Here is a 21,862-nt window from a genome sequence, read left to right as displayed (position 1 = left end):
CCTAACTTGGTCAAAGAGGCATTTATTAACCTATCCTTTGGGCTCGCGCCGTTCGTTAATAGAAAAACTATTAGAGCGCGAACTCCTGACGCAAGGCTGGCTGGTAGATTGTTCGACTTCGACGATATTGTTGAGAAGTTTCTCGGGGGGGAGGCTGAGGAGTTCTATGATAAATCTCGTGAGGTTTGGCGCTGGAATTCCAGGTTTTGGGAACAAGCTGCTCTGCTTATGCTTGAGAAATGGAGAAGAGATCCGGAGAGTTCGCGGGGCAAGGAGTATCTTGAAGAATCTTTGCAGAGAGCTCGTTACTCTGTTGCAATTGAGGAGCATCCTTTCGGCCTCACTACTTTAGGGACTGTATTGATGTCCGTTGCCGAAAGTATGGCTGCGACGGGTTCTCACGCTTTTTCGGAAGGGGTGGAAGTTTTGCTCAAGGCTATCGCACTTGAACAAAAGAATGGTCGGACTACGCAGCACCCTTACTCGGCGGCCATCCGTGGGGCTATCGGCTATTTATCTAATGGTGGGGCTGTCAGCGTAACTCAGAAGCATGATCTCAGTGCGCTAGCTCAACATGCGTCGTCGAGATGGAGTTCAGATAAAGATATTAAGGATCCCGCTGAGAGGTTGCTTAGAATAGTATAATTGTTATCCTCGGTTAGTAGCCGCATCAAACTTCTGTAATTAAATAGTTTTTTGTTCTGCGAGAGAATGCCCAAGTCCTGACCTCTTCGAAGGAGGTCAGGATGAAATCTTTGCAGGCTGAGACATGTTTTCCAATCGTATTGCGGTTCGAGGGACTCTACCCGCATCACCTTGCAGGATACGAGGCCCATCGGCTTCGGAAGGGCGGCGACCTAAACCATGTCGACCGCTCACGCACGCCACTCAACGACCCTCTGCTGATCGGCGATGACAACTGGGCTGCTCGGGCCTTGGACGAGATCCGCGGCATGGCTGCCAAGAACTTCGCTGCCGAACTCGGAGCACTTGAGAAGCGGAAGCGGCGCAAGGACATCGAGCGCCGTCTCATCGAGGGGCCTAAGCAACCTTGGCGTCCGACGCGCCATGGCCCAATGCGTGAGGTCATCCTGACTGCAAACAAAGACTGGTTCGCGGGTGATCTGTCGATCTTCTTCGGTGAGAGCGAGAACCAGAGGGAGAAGGCGTTCGGTGAATATGCCGTGGCGTGGCTGAAGGAGCATTTTGGCGATGATGTGATCCATGCGCGCGCTGACCGGGACGAGGCCGCCTATCACATCCACGCCGTGATCATGCCGCGAGCGAAGGTGGAGATCGCCAAGCCGAAAGCCAAGACGCCAACGGCCTCGGCGACGCGTTGGATGCTGCAACCGTCGATCCACCCGATGATCGAAGACTACGAGGCTGCGCAGGACAGCGTTGGGCAGTGGTTCGCCGACCTCGGCCTCGTTCGGGGTGAGAGGCGGACAGCTGCCATCAAGCAGGCTCGGGACAACGGGACGACACCGCCAAAGCGTCGATACCACGCGAAGACCTGGAAATGGCGAGCCGAGCAAGAGCAGCGCATCCTCGCCGAGAAGAAGGCCCTGGCTGAGCGCACGGCCCATGTGGAGGCCCGTGAAGCTGAAGCCGAAACGGTTCTGGCTGTTGCGGAAGGGATCGCAGCCGGAGGGCTCGTCGCTGACTCTGAGAGCGAGGGACCATCGCTGAAGGAGGCGCCGCCGCCTACCCAGGCAGACCCTTCGAGCCCGTCGCTTGATGCATTGCGCGAACGCTCACCGACCGGCTTTGCCCGAGCTGCCAGCGTGTTTGCCAAGGCTTGGCAACGCATGTTCGGCGATGCTCGCGCAGAAGCGGAGGCTGTGGCGCAGCGCGGCGTAGCCGAGGCAGTTGCCGAGATCGCCGAGGCCGACGAGAAGATAGTCGAAGCGACGCGTCATCTGCCTCCCGACAAGCGCTCCGTCATCGCCAAGATCCGGCGCACGATCCCGAGCATTTTGCGGCGTCTGGAAGGGCGGGGCCAAGCGGCATCTCCGAACGAAATTTCCGCCGGGCAGAGCCCAGGAAGCCACGGGTGTGAGGAAAAGTAATCAATTGATTCAGATACTTACCGTTTGCGTGCGAAAAAACTTCCGAAAATCGCTCTTCCTCGAAATCCATCAGAGCAATCTACCGTCCAGCCCGAGAGGATGCCGCCTGATGCGGGGTCGGATCGGGGCCCACTGATCGTATCAAAGGACGACACCATGACCAAGTTTCTCGACCCCAAACTCGCCACCTCGAAGACCTCGCGCAAGAAGCGCATGCAAATCGAGGATATCCCCGACGAGGCCGCCGCACTGCGCATCGCGGCCATCATGCAGCGCTCGGCAAAGAAGAAGGTAGAGAAGGCCAACAACGAGGCGCGCCTTCGCGCCAAGGCAATCAATACCACGATCCCCGACTTCATTGCCGCGCTTGACGAGGATGCGCTGGCGCCGTTCTTCTTCGCCCTGGAGCGCCTGGCGACGGCTGCCAACCGGCGCCGGATCGCGTCGCATCCGCTCCGCCCCGAGATCGTCCACGAGATGCATATTGAGGCCGATGAAGAGGAGGCCGCCGCCGAGGAAGCAGAAAGGATGGAGCAGATCAAGCTTCAGAAAGAGCATGGCAAGACTGACGATGGCACGCTGCGCGAAGCGGGGCCGACGAACTGATCGGCACCCATCTGCGGGCGGGGGCCGCATACAAGCGGGCTCCGCAGCATCGCCTACCGGAGGACGGGAGCGAAAACCGTGGTTTTCGCCAAAGTCCAATCCGGGCTCCCGCAACCAAACCCCACATCGCCATTGCGCTCGTCAGGCTCATAACCTGAAGGGTCGAGACCGTCTCGGAAACGCTCCGGTGGAGCGTTTCAGGTCTCGACGGGCAAAGCCCCGGCGCAGGTTCAAATCCTGCTCCCGCAACCAATACCCCCATCGCCAGCGCGCTCGTCAGGCTCATAACCTGAAGGGTCGAGACCGGCTCGGAAACGCTCCAGTGGAGCGTTTCAGGTCTCGACGGGCGACAGCCCCGGCGCAGGGGCGACGCCTGCTCGCGCACCCAACTTCGCAGCTTCAACGCAGCGCGCAAGCATCAACCATCCCTATGGTCCGCAAGCGGCCCAATGAGCCTTTCCAGCAGCGGATGCGGAAAGGTTCGCTGCGCGGTGACGGCGTAGAAGCTTTCGACGATGTCGAGCGGGAACGGCGCGCTTGCGAGCAAGCCCTGCGCCAGCTCGTCCGCGAGCACGACGGCCGGGGTGATCGCGAGTCCGAGATCGCTGCGCGCCAGAAGCCTGACCATCGCCATGTCGTCCACGATCGCGGCGATCCGCGGCGTGACGCCCAGCCGGGCGACGAGGCTGTCGAAGCCGGTGCGGATCGAGCTTTCGGTCGGCAGGATGACCGGCTCGGATGCCAGAAGCTCCGCCAGCGTGCCATGCGAAAGGCGGTGAGAGGTGCCATGGATGCCGACCGACTGCTCGGCGATCCGATGCGCGACGAGGGTCGGAAAATTGTCGCGCGGCGGCGGGTCGGTCAGCAGCACCACGTCGAGCGCGAGATCCTCCAGCGCGCGCAGCAGCGACAGGCTGCCGCCCGAGGACAGGACCAGCTCGGCATCGGAGGCCAGCGCCGGGCGCAAAAAGCGAAGCTGGAAATTGCGCGACAGCGTCGACAGCGCGCCGACCCGCAGCGGCGCCTGCGCCGCGCCGCCCTCGCTGAGCGTGGCCACGAGGTCGTCGCCGACGGCGAAGATGCGCTCGGCATGGTCGAGCGCGATCCGCCCCGCCTCGGTCAGCAGCATCGCCCGGCCGGTGCGCTCGAACAGCGCATGGCCCAACCGCTCCTCCAGCTGGCGGATCTGCGTCGAGAGCGCCGATTGCGACAGGTTCAGCCGGGCCGCCGCGCGGGTCAGGTTCCCCTCGCGGGCAACCTCCTGAAAATAGCGCAGATGGTGATAGTTGAGCCGCATGGCGTTCTATTAAACCGAACGATCTGATCCAGACAATGAATTTTTATTCAGGCCGCTCCGGCTTTACGTGGGTCGAAATTCCACCCCCGGAGGATTTCGATGAGTTCCCTGCTCCTGATGCCCCCGCTCGTCTTGGCCGCCGCGGCCCTCGCGATGCGGCTTTTCCCACCCGCCCGCGGCAGCTGGCGTCTTCGCCTGCCCGAGATCGCAGCGCTCGCCGCGCTGGCGGTGGCCGCACTCGCCGCCATTCAGCTCGCCGTGGCGGGGCCGTCGACGAGCCCGCTGTTCGGCATCGCCTCGATCGGCCTCTCGGTGCGCAGCGATATCGTCAGCGTGGCGATGACGCTGACGGTCGCCTTCGTCGGCTGGGCGGTGTTGCGCTTTTCGCGCGTGGCGCTCGACGGTGAGGCGCGTCAGCCGGCCTTCATGGGCTGGATGGCCGCGACAATCGCCTGCGTGCTGCTCCTGGTCGGGGCGGGCAATATCGTGCAGCTGGTTCTGGGCTGGGTCGCCACCGGCTTTACCCTGCATCAGCTGCTCCTGTTCTACCCCGAGCGGCCGCGGGCGCGTCGGGCGGCGCGGAAGAAGGCGCTGAGCGGGATCGTGGCGAGCGCCGCGCTGCTGATCGCCGGCGGCATCCTCGTCGCGGGCTACGGCACCTCCGACATCGCCGCGATCAATGCCGCGGCGCAGGCGGGCGAGGGGCCGTCGCTCTTGTGGCTGGCGGCGCTGCTGATCGCGATCGCGGCGATCTTCAAATCGGCGCTGGTGCCGACCCATGGCTGGCTGACCGAGGTGATGGAAGCGCCCACCCCCGTCTCGGCCCTGCTGCATGCGGGGGTGGTGAATGCGGGCGGCTTCGTGCTGATCCGCTTTGCCGATGTGCTGGTCGCGGCGCCGGGGGTGTTGGCGGTGCTGGCGCTGGTGGGCGGGTTCAGCGCCCTCATCGGTGCCGCGGTGGCGCTGACGCAGCCGGCGGTGAAGACCTCCTTGGCGTGGTCCACCTGCGCGCAGATGGGGTTCATGGTGCTGCAATGCGGGCTGGCGCTGTTCCCGCTGGCGCTGCTGCACATCGTGGCGCATTCGCTCTACAAGGCGCATGCCTTCCTCGCCTCCGGCGGAGCGGTGAACGAGGTTTCGGCCACCCGCCGGCCCGGGCCGGTCGCGGTGCCCGGCCTTGCCTCCGTGGCGCGGGCCTTCGGCCTCGCCCTCGCGCTCTACCTCCTCGTCGGGCTGGGTTTCGGCATCCTGTCCAAGCCGCCGCAGACCGTGGCCCTGGGCGCGATCCTGATCTTCGGCGTGGTCTATCTGATCGCCCAAGGGCTGGCGGACCAGGCGCCCCGCGCGCTGGCCTGGCGGACGGTCGGGCTCTCGGTTTTGGCGACAATCGCCTATTTCGCCCTGCAACAGGGGGCGAGCTGGGCCGCCGTCGGCACCCTGCCGGCCCCGCCGTCGCCCGACGGGCTGATCTGGGCGACGATCGCCCTCGCGCTGGCGAGCTTTGCCGTCGCCGCCGTGGCGCAGACGACCTTCCCGCTCTGGGCGGGGCATCCCGTCGCCGCCGGGCTTCGGGTGCATTTGATGAACGGCCTCTACATCAACGCCATCCTCGAGCGGCTGTCGGGCCGCTGGACCTCCCACACCGGAGCGACGCAATGAACGCGCAAATGAGCTGGCCCGGCCAGACCCTCGAACTCTTCGCCCTAGCGGAAGAGGCCATGCAGCAGATCCCGCCGGCCTTTCCGCTCGACGCCACCGTCGCGGTCAACCCCTGGCTGGGGCAGGCGGGCGAGGATCGCAGCCTCGCGGCCGCCCGGCTGGCCCGGCTCGGCGGGGGCCGCATGTTCCTGCCGCGCGAGGCGGTGGCCGCGATGATCGAGACGGGCGATATCGCGGCAAAGGACATCGCCGCGGCCGCCACGGCGCAGGGGCTCGCGCCGCAGGATCTGCGCCGCGCCGCGACCTTTGACGCGCCCGCGCCTGCGGTGCTGGCCACGCTGGCCGATCTCGCGCAGAGGGCCGACGGCATCGACTGGCCCGCGCTGGTGGAGGAGCGGATCGGCCTCTGGGCCGCGGGGCAGTTCGACCGCGGACAGGCTTTCTGGCCGGCGCCCGTCAGCGGCGCCTGGGCCGCATGGCGCGGCTTCGCCAGCCGCGACCTGACGCCGGAGATCGCGGGCCTGCCGGGCTTCGCGGCGCGGGTGGCGGCCATGCCCGCCGATCCGCGCGCGGCCTTTGCCCAAAGCTGCGCGGCCCTTGGCCTGACAACTGAGGCCGCACCGCTCTACTTCCACCGGCTGCTGGTGACCCTTTCCGGCTGGGCGCAATATGCCCGCCATCTCGGCTGGACCGCGGAGCGCGACGGCGGCCGCGACAGCACGCTGTTCGAGCTTCTGACGATCCGGCTGACATGGGAAGTGGCGCTTCTGGAGACGGGCAAGGCCCCCGCGCAAGCATGGGAGCGCGCGCGCGCGGAGTGCGCGCTGCCGGTCGAGATCGACCGGGAGACGGCGCTCGATGCCGCGCTTCAGGACGCCCATGACCGCAGCGCGGAGCGGCGGCTTTCGGCCCAGCTCGCGCAAAAGGCAGGGACGGATGCCGATACGCCCCCGGCGATCCAGGCGGCGTTCTGCATCGACGTGCGCTCCGAGCGCCTGCGCCGCGCGCTCGAGGCCTCCGATCCGCTGATCCGCACCATCGGCTTCGCCGGGTTCTTCGGCCTTCCCATCGGCCATCGCGGCCACGCCTCGGACATCGTCGAGGCGCGCGCCCCGGTGCTGCTGAGCCCCGGAATCGAGACCCGCGCGGCAGGCGAGCCTGGCCGCGATGCGGAGGAACGCGTCCGGCTGCGGACCAGCCGCGCCTGGGGCCGGTTCAAGCGCGCGGCGGTCTCGGCCTTCGCCTTCGTCGAGGCGGCGGGGCCGCTCTATGTCGGCAAGCTGCTGCGCGACGGTCTCGGCCTCAAGACGCCGTCGCGGAGCGATCCGGCGCCCATGCTCGACCTGCCGCCGGGCGAACGGATCGCGGCGGCCGAAGCCGTGCTGCGGGCGATGTCGCTCACCGAGGGTTTCGCCCCTCTGGTGCTGGTCTGCGGGCACGGCGCGACGGTCACCAACGCCCCCCATGCCAGCGCGCTGCAATGCGGCGCCTGCGGCGGCCATGCCGGTGACGTCAACGCCCGGCTTCTGGCGGGGCTGCTGAACGAGCCCGATGTGCGGGCCGGGTTGCGGGCAAAGGGGATCGCGATCCCCGAGGGGACGCGCTTCCTCGCCGGTCTGCACGACACGGTGTCCGACACGGTCCGCCTGTTCGACGAGACGCTGCCCGAGAGCCACCGGGCCGAGGCCGAGCGTCTGCGCACCGCCCTTTCCAAGGCGGGGCTCATGAGCCGGACGGAGCGCGCGCAGAGCCTGCCGCGCGGGTCGGAAGCGGCTCTGGCCCATCGGGGCCAGGACTGGTCTGAGGTGCGGCCGGAATGGGGGCTTGCCGGTTGCCGCGGCTTCGTCGCCGCGCCGCGGGCGCGGACCGCCGGGCGTGATCTCGGCGGCGCGGTCTTTTTGCACGATTACGACTGGCACCGGGACGAGGACGCCGCGACGCTGGAGCTGATCCTCAGCGCGCCGGTCGTCGTCGCCAGCTGGATCGCCCTGCAATACCACGGCTCGGCCGTCGCGCCCGAGACCTTCGGCGCGGGCAACAAGCTTTTGCACAACGTCGTCGGCGGCATCGGGGTGCTGGAAGGCAATGGCGGGCCGCTGCGCGTGGGCCTGCCATGGCAATCGGTGCATGACGGCGAAGCGCCGCGGCATGTGCCGAGCCGGCTGGTGGTGGCGGTGGAGGCGCCGGAAGAGATGATCTCGCGCGTGCTCGACCGTCGGCCGGAGGTGCGGGCGCTGTTCGACAATGGCTGGCTGACGCTGCTGGCGCTGGACAGCGCCGGGGCTGGCCTGCGCCGCTACGAAGACGGGGCCTGGGCGGCCCGGCCGGTGGGCGAGGCAGCCTTTCGCGCGGCGGCATGAGCGTGCCGGATCTCTCCGGGCGGTCACTCTGCTGACGACCCTGCAAGGCGGCCCCGGCGGAGGGGGGCAGGGGCCCGACAGCCGGTCTCAGGCCCCGAACCCCTCTGCCAGCGCGTCGAAGACCACGCGCAGGCGGCCCCGCCGCGCCATGCGCCCCGTAAAGGACGTCGGTCATGCTCCACAGGCCGGGCCGGCTCCCGGCCGAACGGATCGCGCGCTTCGGAGAGCAAGTGCATGGAGAGCGGAGCGGCTCGTCTCCTCCGCGCCTTGTCGAGGAATGGACGCTATTCCTGCCTCGATGAACTTCTGTGCCGTCATCGACCGCAGCTTGCCTTTCAGCCAGGGGCGCTCGGCCGGATACACCGGTTTCGGACGCTCGCGTTTTCAAGCAGCGAAGCGGCGAATGCAGGGCCGCCGTCTCGTGGCCTTTCCATTGTCCGGGGCGGTCGAGGCCAAGCAGCCCCCGGGCAAACCGGAGGCTGTCGGTGGCCCGACGCGCGATACGGGATCTGCACGGCGCTGGCGCGGCGCGGGGGCGGCGCACCGCCTTCGGGCCGTGGCTGGCGCTGGCGTTCTGGGGGCTGTGGGTCTGGCGCGCGCCGCTTGCCGCGCCGTTGAGGCGATCTTCCCCGCTCGGTCCAGAGTTTGCCTTACTGCCTCCGCAATCGGGCGGTCCATTGGCCGCGACGATCAGCGGCGGGAGCTCACACATGGCGATCTATCTCTTCTCGGGCTTCACCGAACAGGATCTGGTAAGCACGCACGCCATCAATACCGGGCAAAGCTTCACCGTTCCGGGCGCCACGACGCATCGCTTCCGGGTCGAAGACGATGACGGCCGCATGTCGGGCGACACCGTCTCCGGGGGGGTGAGCGACGACCGCAGCCAGACCGTGTCGATCCGGCGCGGCGACGCGCATGCGGGATCGGGCCATGTCTATCTCGACGAGGTCTACACGCTTCAGGACGAGGCGGGCCATCAATACATCATGTACGAGCTCGAGGTGGAGGGCACGGGCGAGGACTTCTACGTCTTCCAGGACCCGCCGCCCGCCCCCGGAACCCATCTCACCGTCATCGCCCGCGAGGATGCGACGGCGGGAGAGGTCTCCTATGACGATTTCGCGGGCGATGACCACCTTGAGGAAACCGACAGGGAGGGCGCGACGGTCTATGGCGGCGCGGGCGATGACAAGATCGCCCAGGGCGGGGGAAGCCACACCTCTCATGGCGGCCGCGGCGATGACAGGCTCACCGGCGGCGATGGCGATGACGTTCTTCATGGCGGGGCGGGCGACGACACCCTTCGCGGCAATGGCGGCGCGGACCGCCTCCATGGCGGCGATGGCGACGATCACGTCGCGGGCGGGGCGGGCAACGACACCATCCATGGCGGTCGCGGCGCCGACACGCTGCAGGGCGACGAGGGCGACGATCTCTTCGTCTTCGAGGATGATTTCGGCAATGACGTCATCGATGGCGGCACCAGCCGGTTCGACACCGACACCGACCGGATCGACCTCACCGGGCTGAGCCGCGGCGTCGAGATCACCTACAAGGCCGCCGAAACCGGCGCCATCCGACAGGGCGGCAGCACCGCGCGCTTCGAGGAGATCGAGCGGATCGAGGCCAGCGAGCAGTCCGACAGCATCGACGCCTCCGCCGTCTCCTCCGGCATGGCGGTCTCGGGGCGGGGGGGCGACGACAAGATCAGGGGCGGTTCGGGCGCGGACAGCCTTTCGGGCGGCGCGGGCGAGGACCGCATCGAGGGTGGCGCGGGCGACGACAGGATCACCGGCGGCGCGGGCGATGACAGCCTTTCGGGCGGCGCGGGCGAGGACCATATCGACGGCGGCACCGGCGCCGACGCGATCTTCGGCGGCGCGGGCGATGACAAGCTGCTCGGAGGGGCGGGCGAGGACCGGCTCGATGGCGGATCGGGCGACGACAGGGTCGATCTCGGGCCCCGGCCCGGCGAGACCGACACGGTGGTCCTGTCCGATGGCGGCGGCGACGATGTCGTGTTCAACTTCGAGGCCCCGGTCGAGAATGCCGATGGCAGCTGGACCGGGCGCGATCGGGTCGACGTCTCGGGGCTGCACGACGCCAAAGGCCAGGCGGTCAACATCTGGGATGTCACGGTCATCGCCGCGCCCGACGATGCCGCGGATTCGATCCTGAGCTTTCCCAATGGCGAGAGCCTGCGCCTCGTCGGGGTTCCCGCCGGCGAGATCGACAGCCCGCGCGCGCTGATCGCGATGGGCATTCCCTCGTCGGACGGCATCGTCCACGGCACCTCGGGCGATGACGTGATGACGCCCGGCTGGGCCGATGAGGATGGCGACCGCGTCGATTCCGACGACGCCGTCTACGGCTCGACCACGGGCGACGAGGACATCATCGCCGCCGGGGCGGGCAATGATGAGGTCTGGGCCGGGGCGGCCGATGACAGGGTCTCGGGTGGCACCGGCCACGACACCATCCATGGCGGCGCGGGCAAGGACACGCTTCATGGCGAGGCGGGCGACGATACCATTCATGGCGATGCCGGGAACGACCGGATCTATGGCGGCGCGGGCAACGACCATATCGAGACCGGCGCCGGTTCGGACACGGTGTTCGGCGGGGCGGGCGACGACGTCGTCGACGACCGCGCCGACACCGAAACCGCCAGCCGCAACATCATCCTCGGCGAAGACGGCCATGACACCATCATGATGGGGGCCGCCACCGACTGGGTCGATGCCGGCGCGGGCAACGACACGGTCCGGGGCGGTGCGGGCGACGACCTGCTCTATGGCGAGGCCGGCGACGACGCGATCGAGGGCGGCGCGGGCGATGACGAGATCGCCGGCGGCCATGGCAGCGACAGGATCAGCGGCGGCGAGGGCGACGACGTGATCGCCACCGGCGGGATGACCGATGACGGCATCGCCTCGCACGACACCGCCCATGGCGGCGGCGGCGACGATCTCTTCATGCCCAGCGCCGATTTCGACGACGCGACCATCCTCGGCGGCGAGACCGGCGAGGTGGCGGGCGACACCATCGACCTCGGCGCCTCGCACCGCTTCGCCCATGGCGCCACCCATTCGAGCCCGGTGCGCGACTACAGGCTCGACCTGTCGGATGCCGATGCCGAAAGCGGCAGCATCACCGACGGCACCGGCACCTGGACCTATGGCGAGATCGAAAATCTCCGCCTCGGCGCGGGCACCGAGACGCTGCGTCTCGCCGATGGCTCGGGCGACGACCGGGTGATCGGCTTCGAGGCGCCCACGCAGGAGGCCGATGGCAGCTACACCGCCAAGGACCTGATCGACGTCTCGGACATGACCGATGCCGATGGCTTCAGGATCAACACCGACGACGTGACGGTGAGCGATGACGGCGCGGGCAATGCGCGGCTGGCCTTTCCGAACGGCGAGACGCTGACCCTCGTCGGGGTGGCCCCGGCGGCGGTCCTTGGCCCCGCCGCGCTGGCCGCCATGGGCATCCCCCGGCCCGACGGCACGATCGACGGCAGCGCCGGCGACGATCTGATCGACGCGGGCTACATGGGCGACCCCGAGGGCGAGCGGGTCGATGGCGGTGATTCCATCGCCATCCCCGGCGGCGATGACGACCTGATCATGGCCGGGGCGGGCGACGACGAGGCGCATGGCGGCGCGGGTGACGACACGCTGTTCGGCGGCGCGGGCGACGATGCGCTGCACGGCGATGCGGGCGACGATGCGCTGCATGGCGATGCGGGCAATGACGCGCTTTTCGGCGGGCAGGGCTCGGACCGCTTCGCGCTGGCCGACGGCTTCGGCGAGGACAGCATCGACGGCGGCGAGGATGCCGGCGGCGGTGATCGCGACGTGATCGACGCGGGCGCGCTCTCCTCGGGGATCGACGTCACCTATAGCGGCGACGAGGCGGGCCGCCTCGTCTCCGGCACGGATGGGGCGCGCTTCAAGAACATCGAGGCGATCGAGGGCAGCGCGCAGGCCGACCGCATGGATGCCGGGGCCTCCCGCTCGGGCACCACGCTCTCGGGCGGCGGCGGCGATGACAGCCTCACCGGCGGCGCGGGCGACGATGCGCTGCACGGCGATGCGGGCCACGACACGATCACCGGCGGGCGCGGCAGCGACCGGATCGAGGGCGGCGCGGGCGACGACCGCATCCATATCGCGCATGGCGACACGGCGGAGGGCGGCGCGGGCGACGACCTGTTCCTCTTCGACGACGAGGGCGAGACCGACACGCCCGACACCACCGTCACCGGCGGCAAGGGCTTCGACACGCTCGACCTGCGCTCGACCTCGCGGCTGGAGACGCTCGACATGACCAAGGGCCCCGATGGCTGGTCGGGCTCGGTGCTGATGGACAATGGCTCGACCATGCGGTTCAGCCAGATGGAGCGGGTGATCTGCTTTACCGCCGACACCCGCATCGCCACCCCCTTCGGGCCGCGCCGGGCCGGGGATCTGGCGGTGGGCGATCTGGTGCTGACCCGCGATCACGGGCCGCGGCCGCTGCGCTGGACCGGCAGCCGCCGCACCGCCGCGACGGGCAATTGCGCGCCGATCCGGCTGCGCCCGGGCGTGCTGCCGGGGCTGGAGCGCGATCTTCTGGTTTCGCCGCAGCACCGGATGCTGTTCGAGGGCTACCGCGCGCAGCTTCTCTTCGGCGAGGAGGAGGTGCTGATCGCCGCGCGCCATCTCGTCGACGGGCGCGACGTGACGGTGGAGGAGGGCGGCGAGGTGACCTATGTGCACCTGCTCTTCGACGCGCATGAGATCGTCATGGCCGAGGGGGCCGCGACCGAAAGCTTCCAGCCCGGGCTGCGCGGCATACTCGGGCTCGACGATGCCTCGCGCGCGCGGCTGCTCGACACCTGCCCGGGGCTGCGGGCCATGCCCGACAATTGGGGCCCCTCGGCCCGGCCCACCTTGCGCGCGCATGAGGCGAAGGCGCTTTTCGCCTGAGATGCGGCGCGGGGGATATCCCCCCCGCGCCCCTTTCCTCAGAGCCGGATCACGAAGCGGGCGAAGCCATCCGGCCCGTCGCCCGCGGGCGCGATCTGCACGCCCCTGACATCGTTGAGGTAATTGGCCGCCGACGGGCCGGTGTCGAACAGCACGGTGGTGCCGTCCATCGGCGTGAAATGCCAGTTGGCATCCGCCGAGGGGCTGATCGTGCCCTGCTCGACGATGTAGCGCACGATCACGTCGCGGTTGGTGTCGGGCGCCTCGAACACGATGGTCGAGCCGTCCGCGCCGGGGAAGGAGCCGCCGCCCGTGGCGCGGTAGTTGTTGGTGGCGATGATGAACTCCTGCTCCGGGTCGATCGGCTGGCCTTCGAATTGCAGGTTCTTGATGCGGTTGGTGTCGGGGTTCACCACCGCGCCCTCGCGGTCGAACATCGCCGGCTCCGAGAGGTCGATCTCGTAGGTCACCCCGTCGATCACGTCGAAATTGTAGGAGGGGAAGCTGTCGTTCAGAAGGACCTGATCCTCCTCGCCCTTCTCGATCTGGTTGAACATCCCCGCCGAACGCTCCAGCCAGTTCTTGACCTCAGCCCCGGTCACCCGCACCGCGCGCACCGTGTTGGGATAGAGGTAGAGATCGGCCACGTTCTTGATCGCCACGTCGCCTGTCGGCACGTCGGTGTAATAATCCGGCCCGCCGCGGCCACCCGCCTTGAACGGTGCCGCCGCCGACAGGATCGGCAGGCCCTCATGCTCGGTGCCCGCCAGCATCTGCTCGATATACCAGCGCTGGGCGTTCGAGACGATCTGCACCGAAGGGTCGTCGGCCACCAGCGCGAAGTAGCTGTGCAGCGGCGCGTCGGTCTTGCCCACGGCGCGGCGCACGTAGTCGAGCGTCTCCTGGTGCTCCTCGGCGACCGACTCCAGCACCGGCTCGAAGCTCTCGACCAGCGGCGTGATCGAGCGGTCTTCGCCGCGCTCGTAGATCGGACGCGCCTCGACCTCCGATCCCGCCACGCGCCAGCCCTCGCCGTCGCGCTCCAGCATCAGATCGACAAGGCCCATATGGGAGCCCCAGAAGCCCGCCATCACGCCCGGTTTGCCGCCGATCGTGCCGGCCTCGACATCGACGCCCGCATGGTCTTCGTAATCGGGACCGGGGAAGACGAGGTGGCTGTGGCCGGTGAGCACCACGTCGATCCCCTCGACGCCCGCCAGCGGAATGGCGGCGTTCTCCATGCCTTCGGTGTGCTCCACCGGGCCGATGCCGCTATGGGCCAGCGCCACGACGATCTGCGCGCCTTCCTCCTTCATCTTCGGGACATAGGCCTCGGCGGCCCGCACGATGTCGCGCGGCACGACGCGGCCTTCGAGATGCTTGCGGTCCCAGTTCATGATCTGCGGCGGCACGAAGCCGATCACGCCGATCCTGATCTGGTGCGTCTCGCCCGCGCCATCGGTGATCTCGCGGTCGAGGATGGTGTAGGGCGGCACCAGCGTCTCGTCCTCGGTGATGGTCTCGCCCGCCTTGGTCGCCACGTTCGAGGAGACGATCGGGAAGGCCGCGCCCGAGACCGAGTTCATCAGGAACTCCAGCCCGTAGTTGAACTCGTGATTGCCGAGCGTCGAGGCGTCGAAGCCAAGCGTGTTCATCGCCTCGATCACCGGGTGCATCGCGCCCTCGGGCATGCCGCGCTCATAGGCGATGTAGTCGCCCATCGGGTTGCCCTGCAGGAAGTCGCCATTGTCGAACAGCACCGAGTTCGTCGCCTCGGCGCGGATGTCCTCGATCAGGCTGGCGGTGCGGGCAAGGCCGACCGTGTCGATCTGCTTGTCGGCGTAATAGTCGTACGGATAGACGTGAACATGGATGTCCGTCGTCTCCATGATGCGCAGATGCGCCTGGTTGGACTGCGCGCGCACCGAAAAGGGGTGCAGCGCGATCATGGCCGAGCTTCCGGCAAGAAAGCCGCGGCGGTTCAGGATCAGTGCCATTGGTGGTCTCCCTGGTGGCGGGGGTCGTTCCGCCCCCCGTGTCATGCGAGGCAGATTAACGGCTCCATGTCACAACCCAATGACCTTTCGCGCGCTGCCGTCACGGAAAGCGGCTGGACGCGCAGCGCCCGCGCTGCGCTCAATGGCGCAGGGCCAAGGGGGAGGACAGATGCGCAGCGAGAAAGAGAAGATGCTGGCGGGCGAGCTTTACCGCGCCGGCGATGCGGAGCTTCAGGCGCTGGCCTGGCGGGCCAAGGCCTGGATGGCCGAATACAACGCCATGTCGACAGCCCCGGTGGCCGAGCGGCACGCCAAGCTCGCGCAGATCATGGCGCATGTGGGCGAGGGCGCGGTGATCCGGCCGCCGTTCTTTTGCGATTACGGCATGAACATCCGGCTCGGCGCGGGCGTGTTTCTCAACTTCAACTGCGTGCTGCTCGACGTGGTCGAAATCTCGATCGGCGATCTGACCCAGATCGGCCCCGGCGTGCAGATCCTGACGCCCGACCATCCGAGGGGGGCGGAGGCGCGGCGCGAGGGGCTGGAATTCGGGCGGCCGATCCGCATCGGCGCCAATGTCTGGATCGGCGGCGGCGCGCTTCTGATGCCCGGCGTGAGCGTGGGTGACGACGCGATCATCGGCGCGGGCGCGGTGGTGACGCGCGACGTGGCGGCGGGGGCGACGGTGGGGGGCAACCCGGCGCGGGACTTGCCGCGCCGGGGCTGAGGCGCAGGCGCGAGCGGCGGGGGGCGGTCTTTCGAAGGTTTCATTCCAACTGGCGCGGTCATGCGTTATGTAGCGGTCACAAGAGCAAGATACGCAACCAGGAGAGACTTCATCATGATGAAGCGCATGGCTTCGATCGCGGCCCTCGCCACCGCCACCACCGCCGCCCCCGGCTTTGCCGCCGCCGAAGAGTGCGGCGAGGTGAGCATCACCGAGATGACCTTCGCCTCGGCCATCATCACCACCGAGATCGCCTCGTTCCTGATGGAGCAGGGCTATGGCTGCGACGTGACGCGCGTGCCCTCCGACACCATTCCGGCGCTGGCCTCGCTGGCCGAGAACGGCGAGCCCGACATCGTCACCGAGCTTTGGGTCAACTCCGCCGGCGAAGCCTATGACAAGCTGAAGGCCGACGGGGTGATCACCGACCTGACCAAGGTGCTCGATCCGGGCGGGGTCGAGGCGTGGTGGATTCCGACCTATCTCGCCGAGGAGCACCCCGAGCTGACCACCATCCAGGGCATCCTCGAGAACCCCGAGCTGGTCGGCAACCGGTTCAACAACTGCCCCGATGGCGGCTGGGTGTGCAGCATCATCAACCGCAACATCGCCCGCGCCTACGGGCTCGAGGAGGCCGGGATCGAGGTGTTCGACCATGGCGGCGGCGAAACCCTCGCCGCGTCGCTGAGCGCGGCCTACGAGGCGCGCGAGCCGTGGTTCGGCTACTACTGGGAGCCGACGGCGATCATGGGGCGCTTCGACATGACCAAGGTCGATATCGGCCCGGTGGACATCGAGGCGCATGAGGCCAATCTCGACGCCGACGTCGCCAACCCCCGGCCCAGCGCCTATCCGCCGAGCTTCGTCTACACGGTCGCCACGACCGACTTCGTGGAAAAGAACCCCGAGGTGGCCGAGCTGCTGAGCAATATCAGCTTCGACACCGACGAGATGAGCGCGCTCCTGGCCTGGAAGGGCGAGACCCGGGCCAGCACCGAGGAGACCGCCGTCTACTTCCTGCAAAACAACAAGGAGACCTGGTCGCAGTGGCTCAATGACGACGCGCGGGCGCGGCTGTCGAAGCTGCTGGGCGGCTAACGCCGCGGCATGGCGGGGCCGGGGGCGCGATCGCTCCCGGCCTTGGGGCACGAAGCCCCGCACCGCACGAAAAAGGGCCGCATCCTGCGATGCGGCCCTTTGCCGTTGTCGAAACCCTGAAAGCCGGGATCAGCTTTCCTGGCCCTCGTCGTCGCTGGCGGCGCCGCCGATGTCGTCGAACAGGCCCTGGATCTCGAACTCGGCTGCGGCTTCCTCTTCCGCGGCCAGGTCCTGGATCGACTTGCCCGACGCCTGCAGCTCGGCCTCTTCGGGCGAGCGGGCGACGTTGACCTCGATGGTGGCGTCCACCTCGGGGTGCAGCACCACGGTCACCTCGTAGAGACCCAGCTCCTTGATCGCACCGCGCAGCACGACCTGCTTGCGGTCGACGGTGAAGCCGTCGGCGGTGGCGGCTTCGGCAACGTCACGGGTGGTGACCGAGCCGTAGAGCGCGCCGCCATCGGAGGCCGAGCGGATCACGACGAACTGCTGCCCGTCGAGCTTCTCGGCCATCTTCTCGGCCTCTTTGCGCGACTCGAGGTTCTGCGCCTCGAGCTGGGCTTTCTGGTCCTCGAAGCGGGCCTTGTTGGTGTCGTTGGCGCGCAGCGCCTTGCCCTGCGGCAGAAGGAAGTTACGGGCGTAGCCGTCCTTGACCTTCACGATTTCGCCCATCTGGCCAAGCTTGGCCACACGTTCCAGAAGGATCACGTCCATTTGTCGGTCTCCTTATTTCACGGCGTAGGGCAGCAGCGCCAGGAACCGCGCGCGCTTGATCGCCTGGGCGAGCTTGCGCTGGTTCTTGGAGCCGACGGCGGTGATGCGCGAGGGCACGATCTTGCCGCGCTCGGAGATGTAGCGCTGCAGCAGACGCGTGTCCTTGTAGTCGATCTTCGGCGCGTTCTCGCCCTCGAAGGGGTCGGTCTTGCGGCGACGGAAAAACGGTTTGGTGGCCATTCTCTTATCCTTTCCTGGAGGCGATCAGCGACGCTCGCGGCGGTCGCCGCGCTCTTCGCGCTTCTGCATCTGGACCGAGGGGCCCTCCTGATGCTCGTCGACCTTGATGGTCAGAACGCGCATCACGTCGTCATGCAGGCGCATCAGGCGCTCCATTTCCTGCACGGCGGGCGACGGCGCGTCCGAACGCAGGAAGGCATAGTGGCCCTTGCGGTTCTTGTTGATCTTGTAGGCCATCGTCTTGACGCCCCAGTACTCGTTCTCGAGCACCTTGCCGCCATTGTCGGCGAGGACGGTCGAGAAATGCTCGACCAGGCTTTCGGCCTGCGCGTTGGACAGGTCCTGACGCGCGATGAAGACATGCTCGTAAAGCGGCATGCGTTCTCCAGTTCGGTTTCCGGGCGCATTTCATAGAACGGGGCCTTGGCCTTCCGCTCCCCGTTCACGAGAGGCTGCGCGGTTCATGCGATAGCGCGGAAGGATGCGGCCTTATACAGAGATCGCGCCGCGCCGCAAGCCGAGCGACGCAGCGACACGAAAAAACGCCCCAACGTCGTGAAAGACGGCATGAGGCCCGCAGTCGGTCACAATCCTGCCCATATCCCTGCGAAGGATTGGACCTATCCAAATGTACAGGCCGGAGATCGTCGAGATGACCGCAATCCTCAGCACCCGCAGCGCGCGCGCCCCCCTGGTTCTCGGCTGTGGCTCGGCGGGGGGCGGGCTCTGGCGCTGGGGCTGCTGGCGGTCTGGGCCTTCGCCTTCGGCGTGACGGCGGCGGCCGGGGCGATCTGGCTGTCGCCGCTGGGCGCGCCGGGCGACGCGGCGCTCTGGATCAAGCTGGCGGTGGCGGTGGTGCTGGGCGGCGGGCTCGTCTGCCTCGCCGGGCTGGGCAGCCGCAGCGAATTGCATTTCGACACCGAGCGGCAGCTGGTGCGCGAGGTGCTGCGCCGCCCCGGCGGGCGCATCGAGCAGGTGGCGAGCTGGCGCTTCGACGAGTTCCGCGCCACCGAGATCCGCGATCACCGCGATCCGCGCCGCATGACGCTGCGCGCCGAGCTGCGCCTGTCGGGCGAGAATCTCTCGATCCGCGTGGCGCAGGGCGAGCTGCATGTCATCTCCGCGCTGGCGCAGCGCATCGAGGCCGATCTCGGCCTTTCGGCCCGGCGCGGCGTGCCGCTGTTTCGCCGCGCGGGCTGAGGCTTTCTTGTCGCGGCGCATCCGAGCCGCTATGCGAGAGCCCGACGCACCGCATCACAAGGGAGCAGGGCCATGCGCGCATTCGTTTTTCCGGGGCAGGGATCGCAGACCATCGGCATGGGCCGGGCGCTGGCCGAGGCCTATCCCGCGGCCCGCGCGGTGTTCGACGAGGTCGACGCCGCGCTCGGCGAAAAACTCTCCGGCCTGATCTTCGAGGGCGAGATCGACGAGCTGACCCTCACCCGCAACGCCCAGCCGGCGTTGATGGCCACCTCGATCGCCGCCATGGAGGCGCTGAAATCCGAAGGCGTCGCCGTCACCGACGCGGCCTTCGTGGCCGGTCACTCCTTGGGCGAATACTCCGCGCTCTGCGCCGCCGGATCGCTCCGGCTCGACGACACGGCGCGGCTTTTGCGCCTGCGCGGCGAGGCGATGCAAGCCGCGGTGCCGGTGGGCGAGGGCGCGATGGCCGCGCTTCTGGGCCTCGATCTCGCGGGCGCGCGCGCCGTGGCCGAGGAGGCGGCGCAGGGCGAGACCTGCCAGGCCGCCAATGACAACGACCCCTCCCAGGTGGTGATCTCGGGCAGCCGCGCCGCGGTCGAGCGGGCGCTCGACATCGCCAAGGCGAAGGGCGCCAAGCGCGCGATCCTCCTGCCGGTCAGCGCTCCGTTTCATTGCGCGCTGATGGCGCCGGCCGCGCGCGCCATGGCCGAGGCGCTCGAAGGGGTCGAGATCCGCGAACCGGCGGTGCCGGTGGTGGCCAATGTGCGCGCCGCCGCGGTCAGCGACCCGGCGGCGATCCGCAGCCTGCTGGTCGATCAGGTCACCGGCGCGGTGCGCTGGCGCGAAAGCGTGGAGTACATGGCGGGCGAGGGCGTCACCGAGTTCTGGGAGATCGGCGCGGGCAAGGCGCTCACCGGCATGATCCGCCGCATCGCCAAGGGCACCGCCACCCGCACCATCGGCACGCCCGAAGAGGTCGCGGCGGCCAAGGGCTGAACCGGCCCCTGACCCGGACCAAGCCTTGCGCGCAATGATGCGCGCGGGGCATGGCCCGGGCGCGCCCCGGCTGCTAGACCCTTGGCCAACGGATTACGCAGGAGACCACACATGTTCGATCTGACCGGGAAACGCGCCCTCGTCACCGGCGCCTCTGGCGGCATCGGCGGCGCCATCGCCACCGCGCTGCACGGCGCGGGCGCGACGGTGGGGCTGTCTGGCACCCGCACCGCGCCGCTCGAGGAGCTGGCCGCATCCTTGGGCGAGCGCGCCCATGTGCTGCCGTGCAACCTCAGCGACGCCGAGGCGGTGAACGCCCTGCCCAAACAGGCGATCGAGGCGATGGGCGGGCTCGACATCCTCGTCAACAATGCCGGCATCACCCGCGACAACCTCTTCATGCGCATGTCCGAGGAGGACTGGGCGCAGGTGCTCGAGGTCAACCTCACCTCGACCATGCGGCTGTGCAAGGGCGTGGTGCGGCCGATGATGAAGGCGCGCTGGGGCCGGATCGTCAACATCACCTCGATCGTCGGCGCCACCGGCAATCCCGGCCAGGCCAACTACGCCGCCGCCAAGGCGGGGCTGGTCGGCATGTCGAAATCCATCGCCCACGAGGTGGCGGGGCGCGGCATCACCGTGAACTGCGTGGCCCCGGGCTTCATCGAGACGGCGATGACCGACAAGCTCAACGAGGAGCAGAAATCGGGCATCCTGGGGCAGATCCCGGCGGGCCGGATGGGCACGCCCGAGGAGATCGCCTCGGCGGTGCTCTACCTCTCCAGCGCCGAGGCCGGCTACGTCACCGGGGCGACGCTGCATGTCAATGGCGGCATGGCGATGCTCTGACAGGGCGTTCCGTGCAGGGAAAGGGGCGAAAGCGTTTGCGCCTTCCGGAATCTCTGCTACATGACCCCGTGATTTGCCGATCATGGCGCTTTTGGCGCCTGTCGGTCAGCGGCCCGAGCGGGCACATCAAGCCGCCCTCTGGGGCAAGCAGTGAAAAGGCCCGACAGGGGCCGGAAAGACGTGAGGAACTGTTATGAGCGACGTCGCCGACCGCGTGCGCAAGATCGTTGTTGAGCATCTGGGTGTCGAAGAGGACAAGGTCGTCGAGAACGCCTCGTTCATCGACGATCTGGGCGCCGACAGCCTCGACACCGTCGAGCTGGTCATGGCCTTCGAGGAAGAGTTCGGGATCGAGATCCCCGACGATGCCGCCGAGACCATCCAGACCTTCGGCGACGCGGTCCGCTTCATCAAGGAAGCGCAGTGATCTAGACGGTCCGATCTTCGGATCAGGACGCGAAACGGCACCCCTCGGGGTGCCGTTTTCGTTTTCCGGCCCCGTTCGATTCCCCGCCCTTCATCCGACCCCTCCCTTCATCCGGTCCCCTTTCAGCCGGGCTGGGCCTCGCCCGCCTCCGGGTCGGTCTGGGTGAGGATCGGGGCCACCGCATCCTCTGGCAGGGGGCGCAGGAACTGCACGCCCAGATAGTGCTTGTTGCGCCAGCGCGCGGTCGCGCCGATGCGCCGGTCGCCCAGCAGGATCGTCACCCCCCTGAGCCCGGCGGGCTCGAACCCCGCATCGAGGCGCAGCTTGGCGCCCTGCTGGCTGATATCGACCAGCCGGGTTTCGGTTTCGGCGGTGCCGCTGCGGATCCGGGCGGGGAGGTTGACGGCGTGGCGCTTGCCCCGGCGCTTGGCGCGGCGCAGCATCCGGCCCGCCATCAGTGTCGCGATGGCGGCGAGCGCCAGCGCAACGGCGGCGAAACCGGCGATCTGCGGCATTCGCGGCCCGGCCTGCGGCCCGCCCGCCTGCTGGGCCGCCCCCTCATCCGCGGCCGCCCGCGCGGCCTCCGGCCCGACAGGGCAGGCATGGCGGGCCAGACGCGCGGCCAGCCGCGCGCGGTCGCG

18 protein-coding genes are annotated in these 21,862 nt (G+C 68.2%); 12 read left to right on the top strand and 6 right to left on the bottom strand.

The genetic code is table 11. The features are described 5' to 3' along the window. The 3 genes from CJ301_RS18885 to CJ301_RS16990 all read left to right on the top strand — a co-directional run. Positions 1–645: hypothetical protein (locus CJ301_RS18885; protein WP_216823326.1), on the top strand; the 645-nt coding region annotated here is incomplete at its 5' end. Between the two features lie 101 nt (positions 646–746). Then, positions 747–2,072, top strand: a complete 1,326-nt coding sequence (locus tag CJ301_RS16995) for a plasmid recombination protein (RefSeq protein WP_099278549.1) — start codon at positions 747–749, stop codon at positions 2,070–2,072. A 156-nt stretch (positions 2,073–2,228) separates the two neighbouring features. Next, complete coding sequence (locus tag CJ301_RS16990) at positions 2,229–2,678, top strand: hypothetical protein (protein ID WP_099278548.1); 450 nt, start codon at positions 2,229–2,231, stop codon at positions 2,676–2,678. A 418-nt stretch (positions 2,679–3,096) separates the two neighbouring features. Here the strand turns inward: CJ301_RS16990 and CJ301_RS16985 are convergent, their stop codons facing one another. Then, the gene (locus tag CJ301_RS16985) at positions 3,097–3,975 is read right to left on the bottom strand and encodes a LysR family transcriptional regulator (RefSeq protein WP_099278547.1); all 879 of its coding nucleotides are present in this window, start codon (positions 3,973–3,975) and stop codon (positions 3,097–3,099) included. Between the two features lie 99 nt (positions 3,976–4,074). Here CJ301_RS16985 and CJ301_RS16980 point away from each other — a divergent pair, with 99 nt between their 5' ends. The 3 genes from CJ301_RS16980 to CJ301_RS16970 all read left to right on the top strand — a co-directional run bounded on the left by CJ301_RS16980 (position 4,075) and on the right by CJ301_RS16970 (position 12,970). Then, positions 4,075–5,634, top strand: a complete 1,560-nt coding sequence (locus CJ301_RS16980; RefSeq protein ID WP_099278546.1) for a proton-conducting transporter transmembrane domain-containing protein — start codon at positions 4,075–4,077, stop codon at positions 5,632–5,634. Next, complete coding sequence (locus tag CJ301_RS16975; protein ID WP_099278545.1) at positions 5,631–7,994, top strand: YbcC family protein; 2,364 nt, start codon at positions 5,631–5,633, stop codon at positions 7,992–7,994. Before CJ301_RS16980 ends, CJ301_RS16975 begins: the two co-directional genes overlap by 4 nt. Before the next feature lie 710 nt (positions 7,995–8,704). Further along, entirely contained in the window at positions 8,705–12,970 is a 4,266-nt protein-coding gene (locus tag CJ301_RS16970; protein WP_099278544.1) for a Hint domain-containing protein, read from the top strand. A gap of 38 nt (positions 12,971–13,008) precedes the next feature. Here CJ301_RS16970 and CJ301_RS16965 read toward each other — a convergent pair whose 3' ends face one another. Further along, a complete protein-coding gene (locus CJ301_RS16965; protein WP_099278543.1) occupies positions 13,009–14,967 on the bottom strand; it encodes a bifunctional 2',3'-cyclic-nucleotide 2'-phosphodiesterase/3'-nucleotidase in 1,959 nt (652 codons plus the stop codon). Positions 14,968–15,136: 169 nt separating this feature from the next. Between CJ301_RS16965 and CJ301_RS16960 the strand changes: the two genes are divergently transcribed. Then, a complete protein-coding gene (locus CJ301_RS16960) occupies positions 15,137–15,694 on the top strand; it encodes a sugar O-acetyltransferase (protein WP_099278542.1) in 558 nt (185 codons plus the stop codon). A 126-nt stretch (positions 15,695–15,820) separates the two neighbouring features. After that, a complete protein-coding gene (locus CJ301_RS16955) occupies positions 15,821–16,792 on the top strand; it encodes an ABC transporter substrate-binding protein (protein WP_254050190.1) in 972 nt (323 codons plus the stop codon). A gap of 129 nt (positions 16,793–16,921) precedes the next feature. Here the strand turns inward: CJ301_RS16955 and rplI are convergent, their stop codons facing one another. The 3 genes from rplI to rpsF are packed head-to-tail and all read right to left on the bottom strand — an operon-like array spanning position 16,922 to position 18,124. Continuing rightward, on the bottom strand, positions 16,922–17,506 hold the full coding sequence (gene rplI / locus CJ301_RS16950; RefSeq protein ID WP_099278541.1) for a 50S ribosomal protein L9: 585 nt from the start codon (positions 17,504–17,506) through the stop codon (positions 16,922–16,924). Between the two features lie 12 nt (positions 17,507–17,518). Beyond that, positions 17,519–17,746: a 30S ribosomal protein S18 gene (gene rpsR, locus CJ301_RS16945; RefSeq protein ID WP_017929480.1), complete on the bottom strand. Its 228-nt coding sequence runs from the start codon at positions 17,744–17,746 to the stop codon at positions 17,519–17,521. Between the two features lie 24 nt (positions 17,747–17,770). Next, a complete protein-coding gene (rpsF, locus tag CJ301_RS16940) occupies positions 17,771–18,124 on the bottom strand; it encodes a 30S ribosomal protein S6 (protein ID WP_017929479.1) in 354 nt (117 codons plus the stop codon). Positions 18,125–18,313: 189 nt separating this feature from the next. Here rpsF and CJ301_RS16935 point away from each other — a divergent pair, with 189 nt between their 5' ends. From CJ301_RS16935 to CJ301_RS16920, 4 genes are all read left to right on the top strand, one after another. Further along, entirely contained in the window at positions 18,314–18,946 is a 633-nt protein-coding gene (locus CJ301_RS16935; protein WP_162620594.1) for a hypothetical protein, read from the top strand. Between the two features lie 72 nt (positions 18,947–19,018). Continuing rightward, a complete protein-coding gene (gene fabD, locus CJ301_RS16930; protein ID WP_099278539.1) occupies positions 19,019–19,945 on the top strand; it encodes an ACP S-malonyltransferase in 927 nt (308 codons plus the stop codon). Between the two features lie 111 nt (positions 19,946–20,056). Continuing rightward, positions 20,057–20,794 (top strand): 3-oxoacyl-[acyl-carrier-protein] reductase, encoded by a 738-nt coding sequence (gene fabG / locus CJ301_RS16925; RefSeq protein WP_099278538.1) that lies wholly within the window; start codon positions 20,057–20,059, stop codon positions 20,792–20,794. A 193-nt stretch (positions 20,795–20,987) separates the two neighbouring features. Then, positions 20,988–21,221: an acyl carrier protein gene (locus CJ301_RS16920; RefSeq protein ID WP_017929475.1), complete on the top strand. Its 234-nt coding sequence runs from the start codon at positions 20,988–20,990 to the stop codon at positions 21,219–21,221. 122 nt (positions 21,222–21,343) lie between these two features. On the opposite strand, the gene CJ301_RS16915 is transcribed toward CJ301_RS16920, so the two are convergent. Beyond that, positions 21,344–21,862 (bottom strand): PilZ domain-containing protein (locus CJ301_RS16915; protein ID WP_162620593.1); only part of this gene is annotated, 519 nt, incomplete at its 5' end.

Source organism: Limimaricola cinnabarinus, from assembly GCF_002723615.1.
Classification (GTDB): Bacteria; Pseudomonadota; Alphaproteobacteria; order Rhodobacterales; family Rhodobacteraceae; genus Limimaricola; species Limimaricola cinnabarinus_B.
Note: the sequence above shows the minus strand (reverse complement) of the source record. Positions and strands in the feature narration are given on the sequence as shown.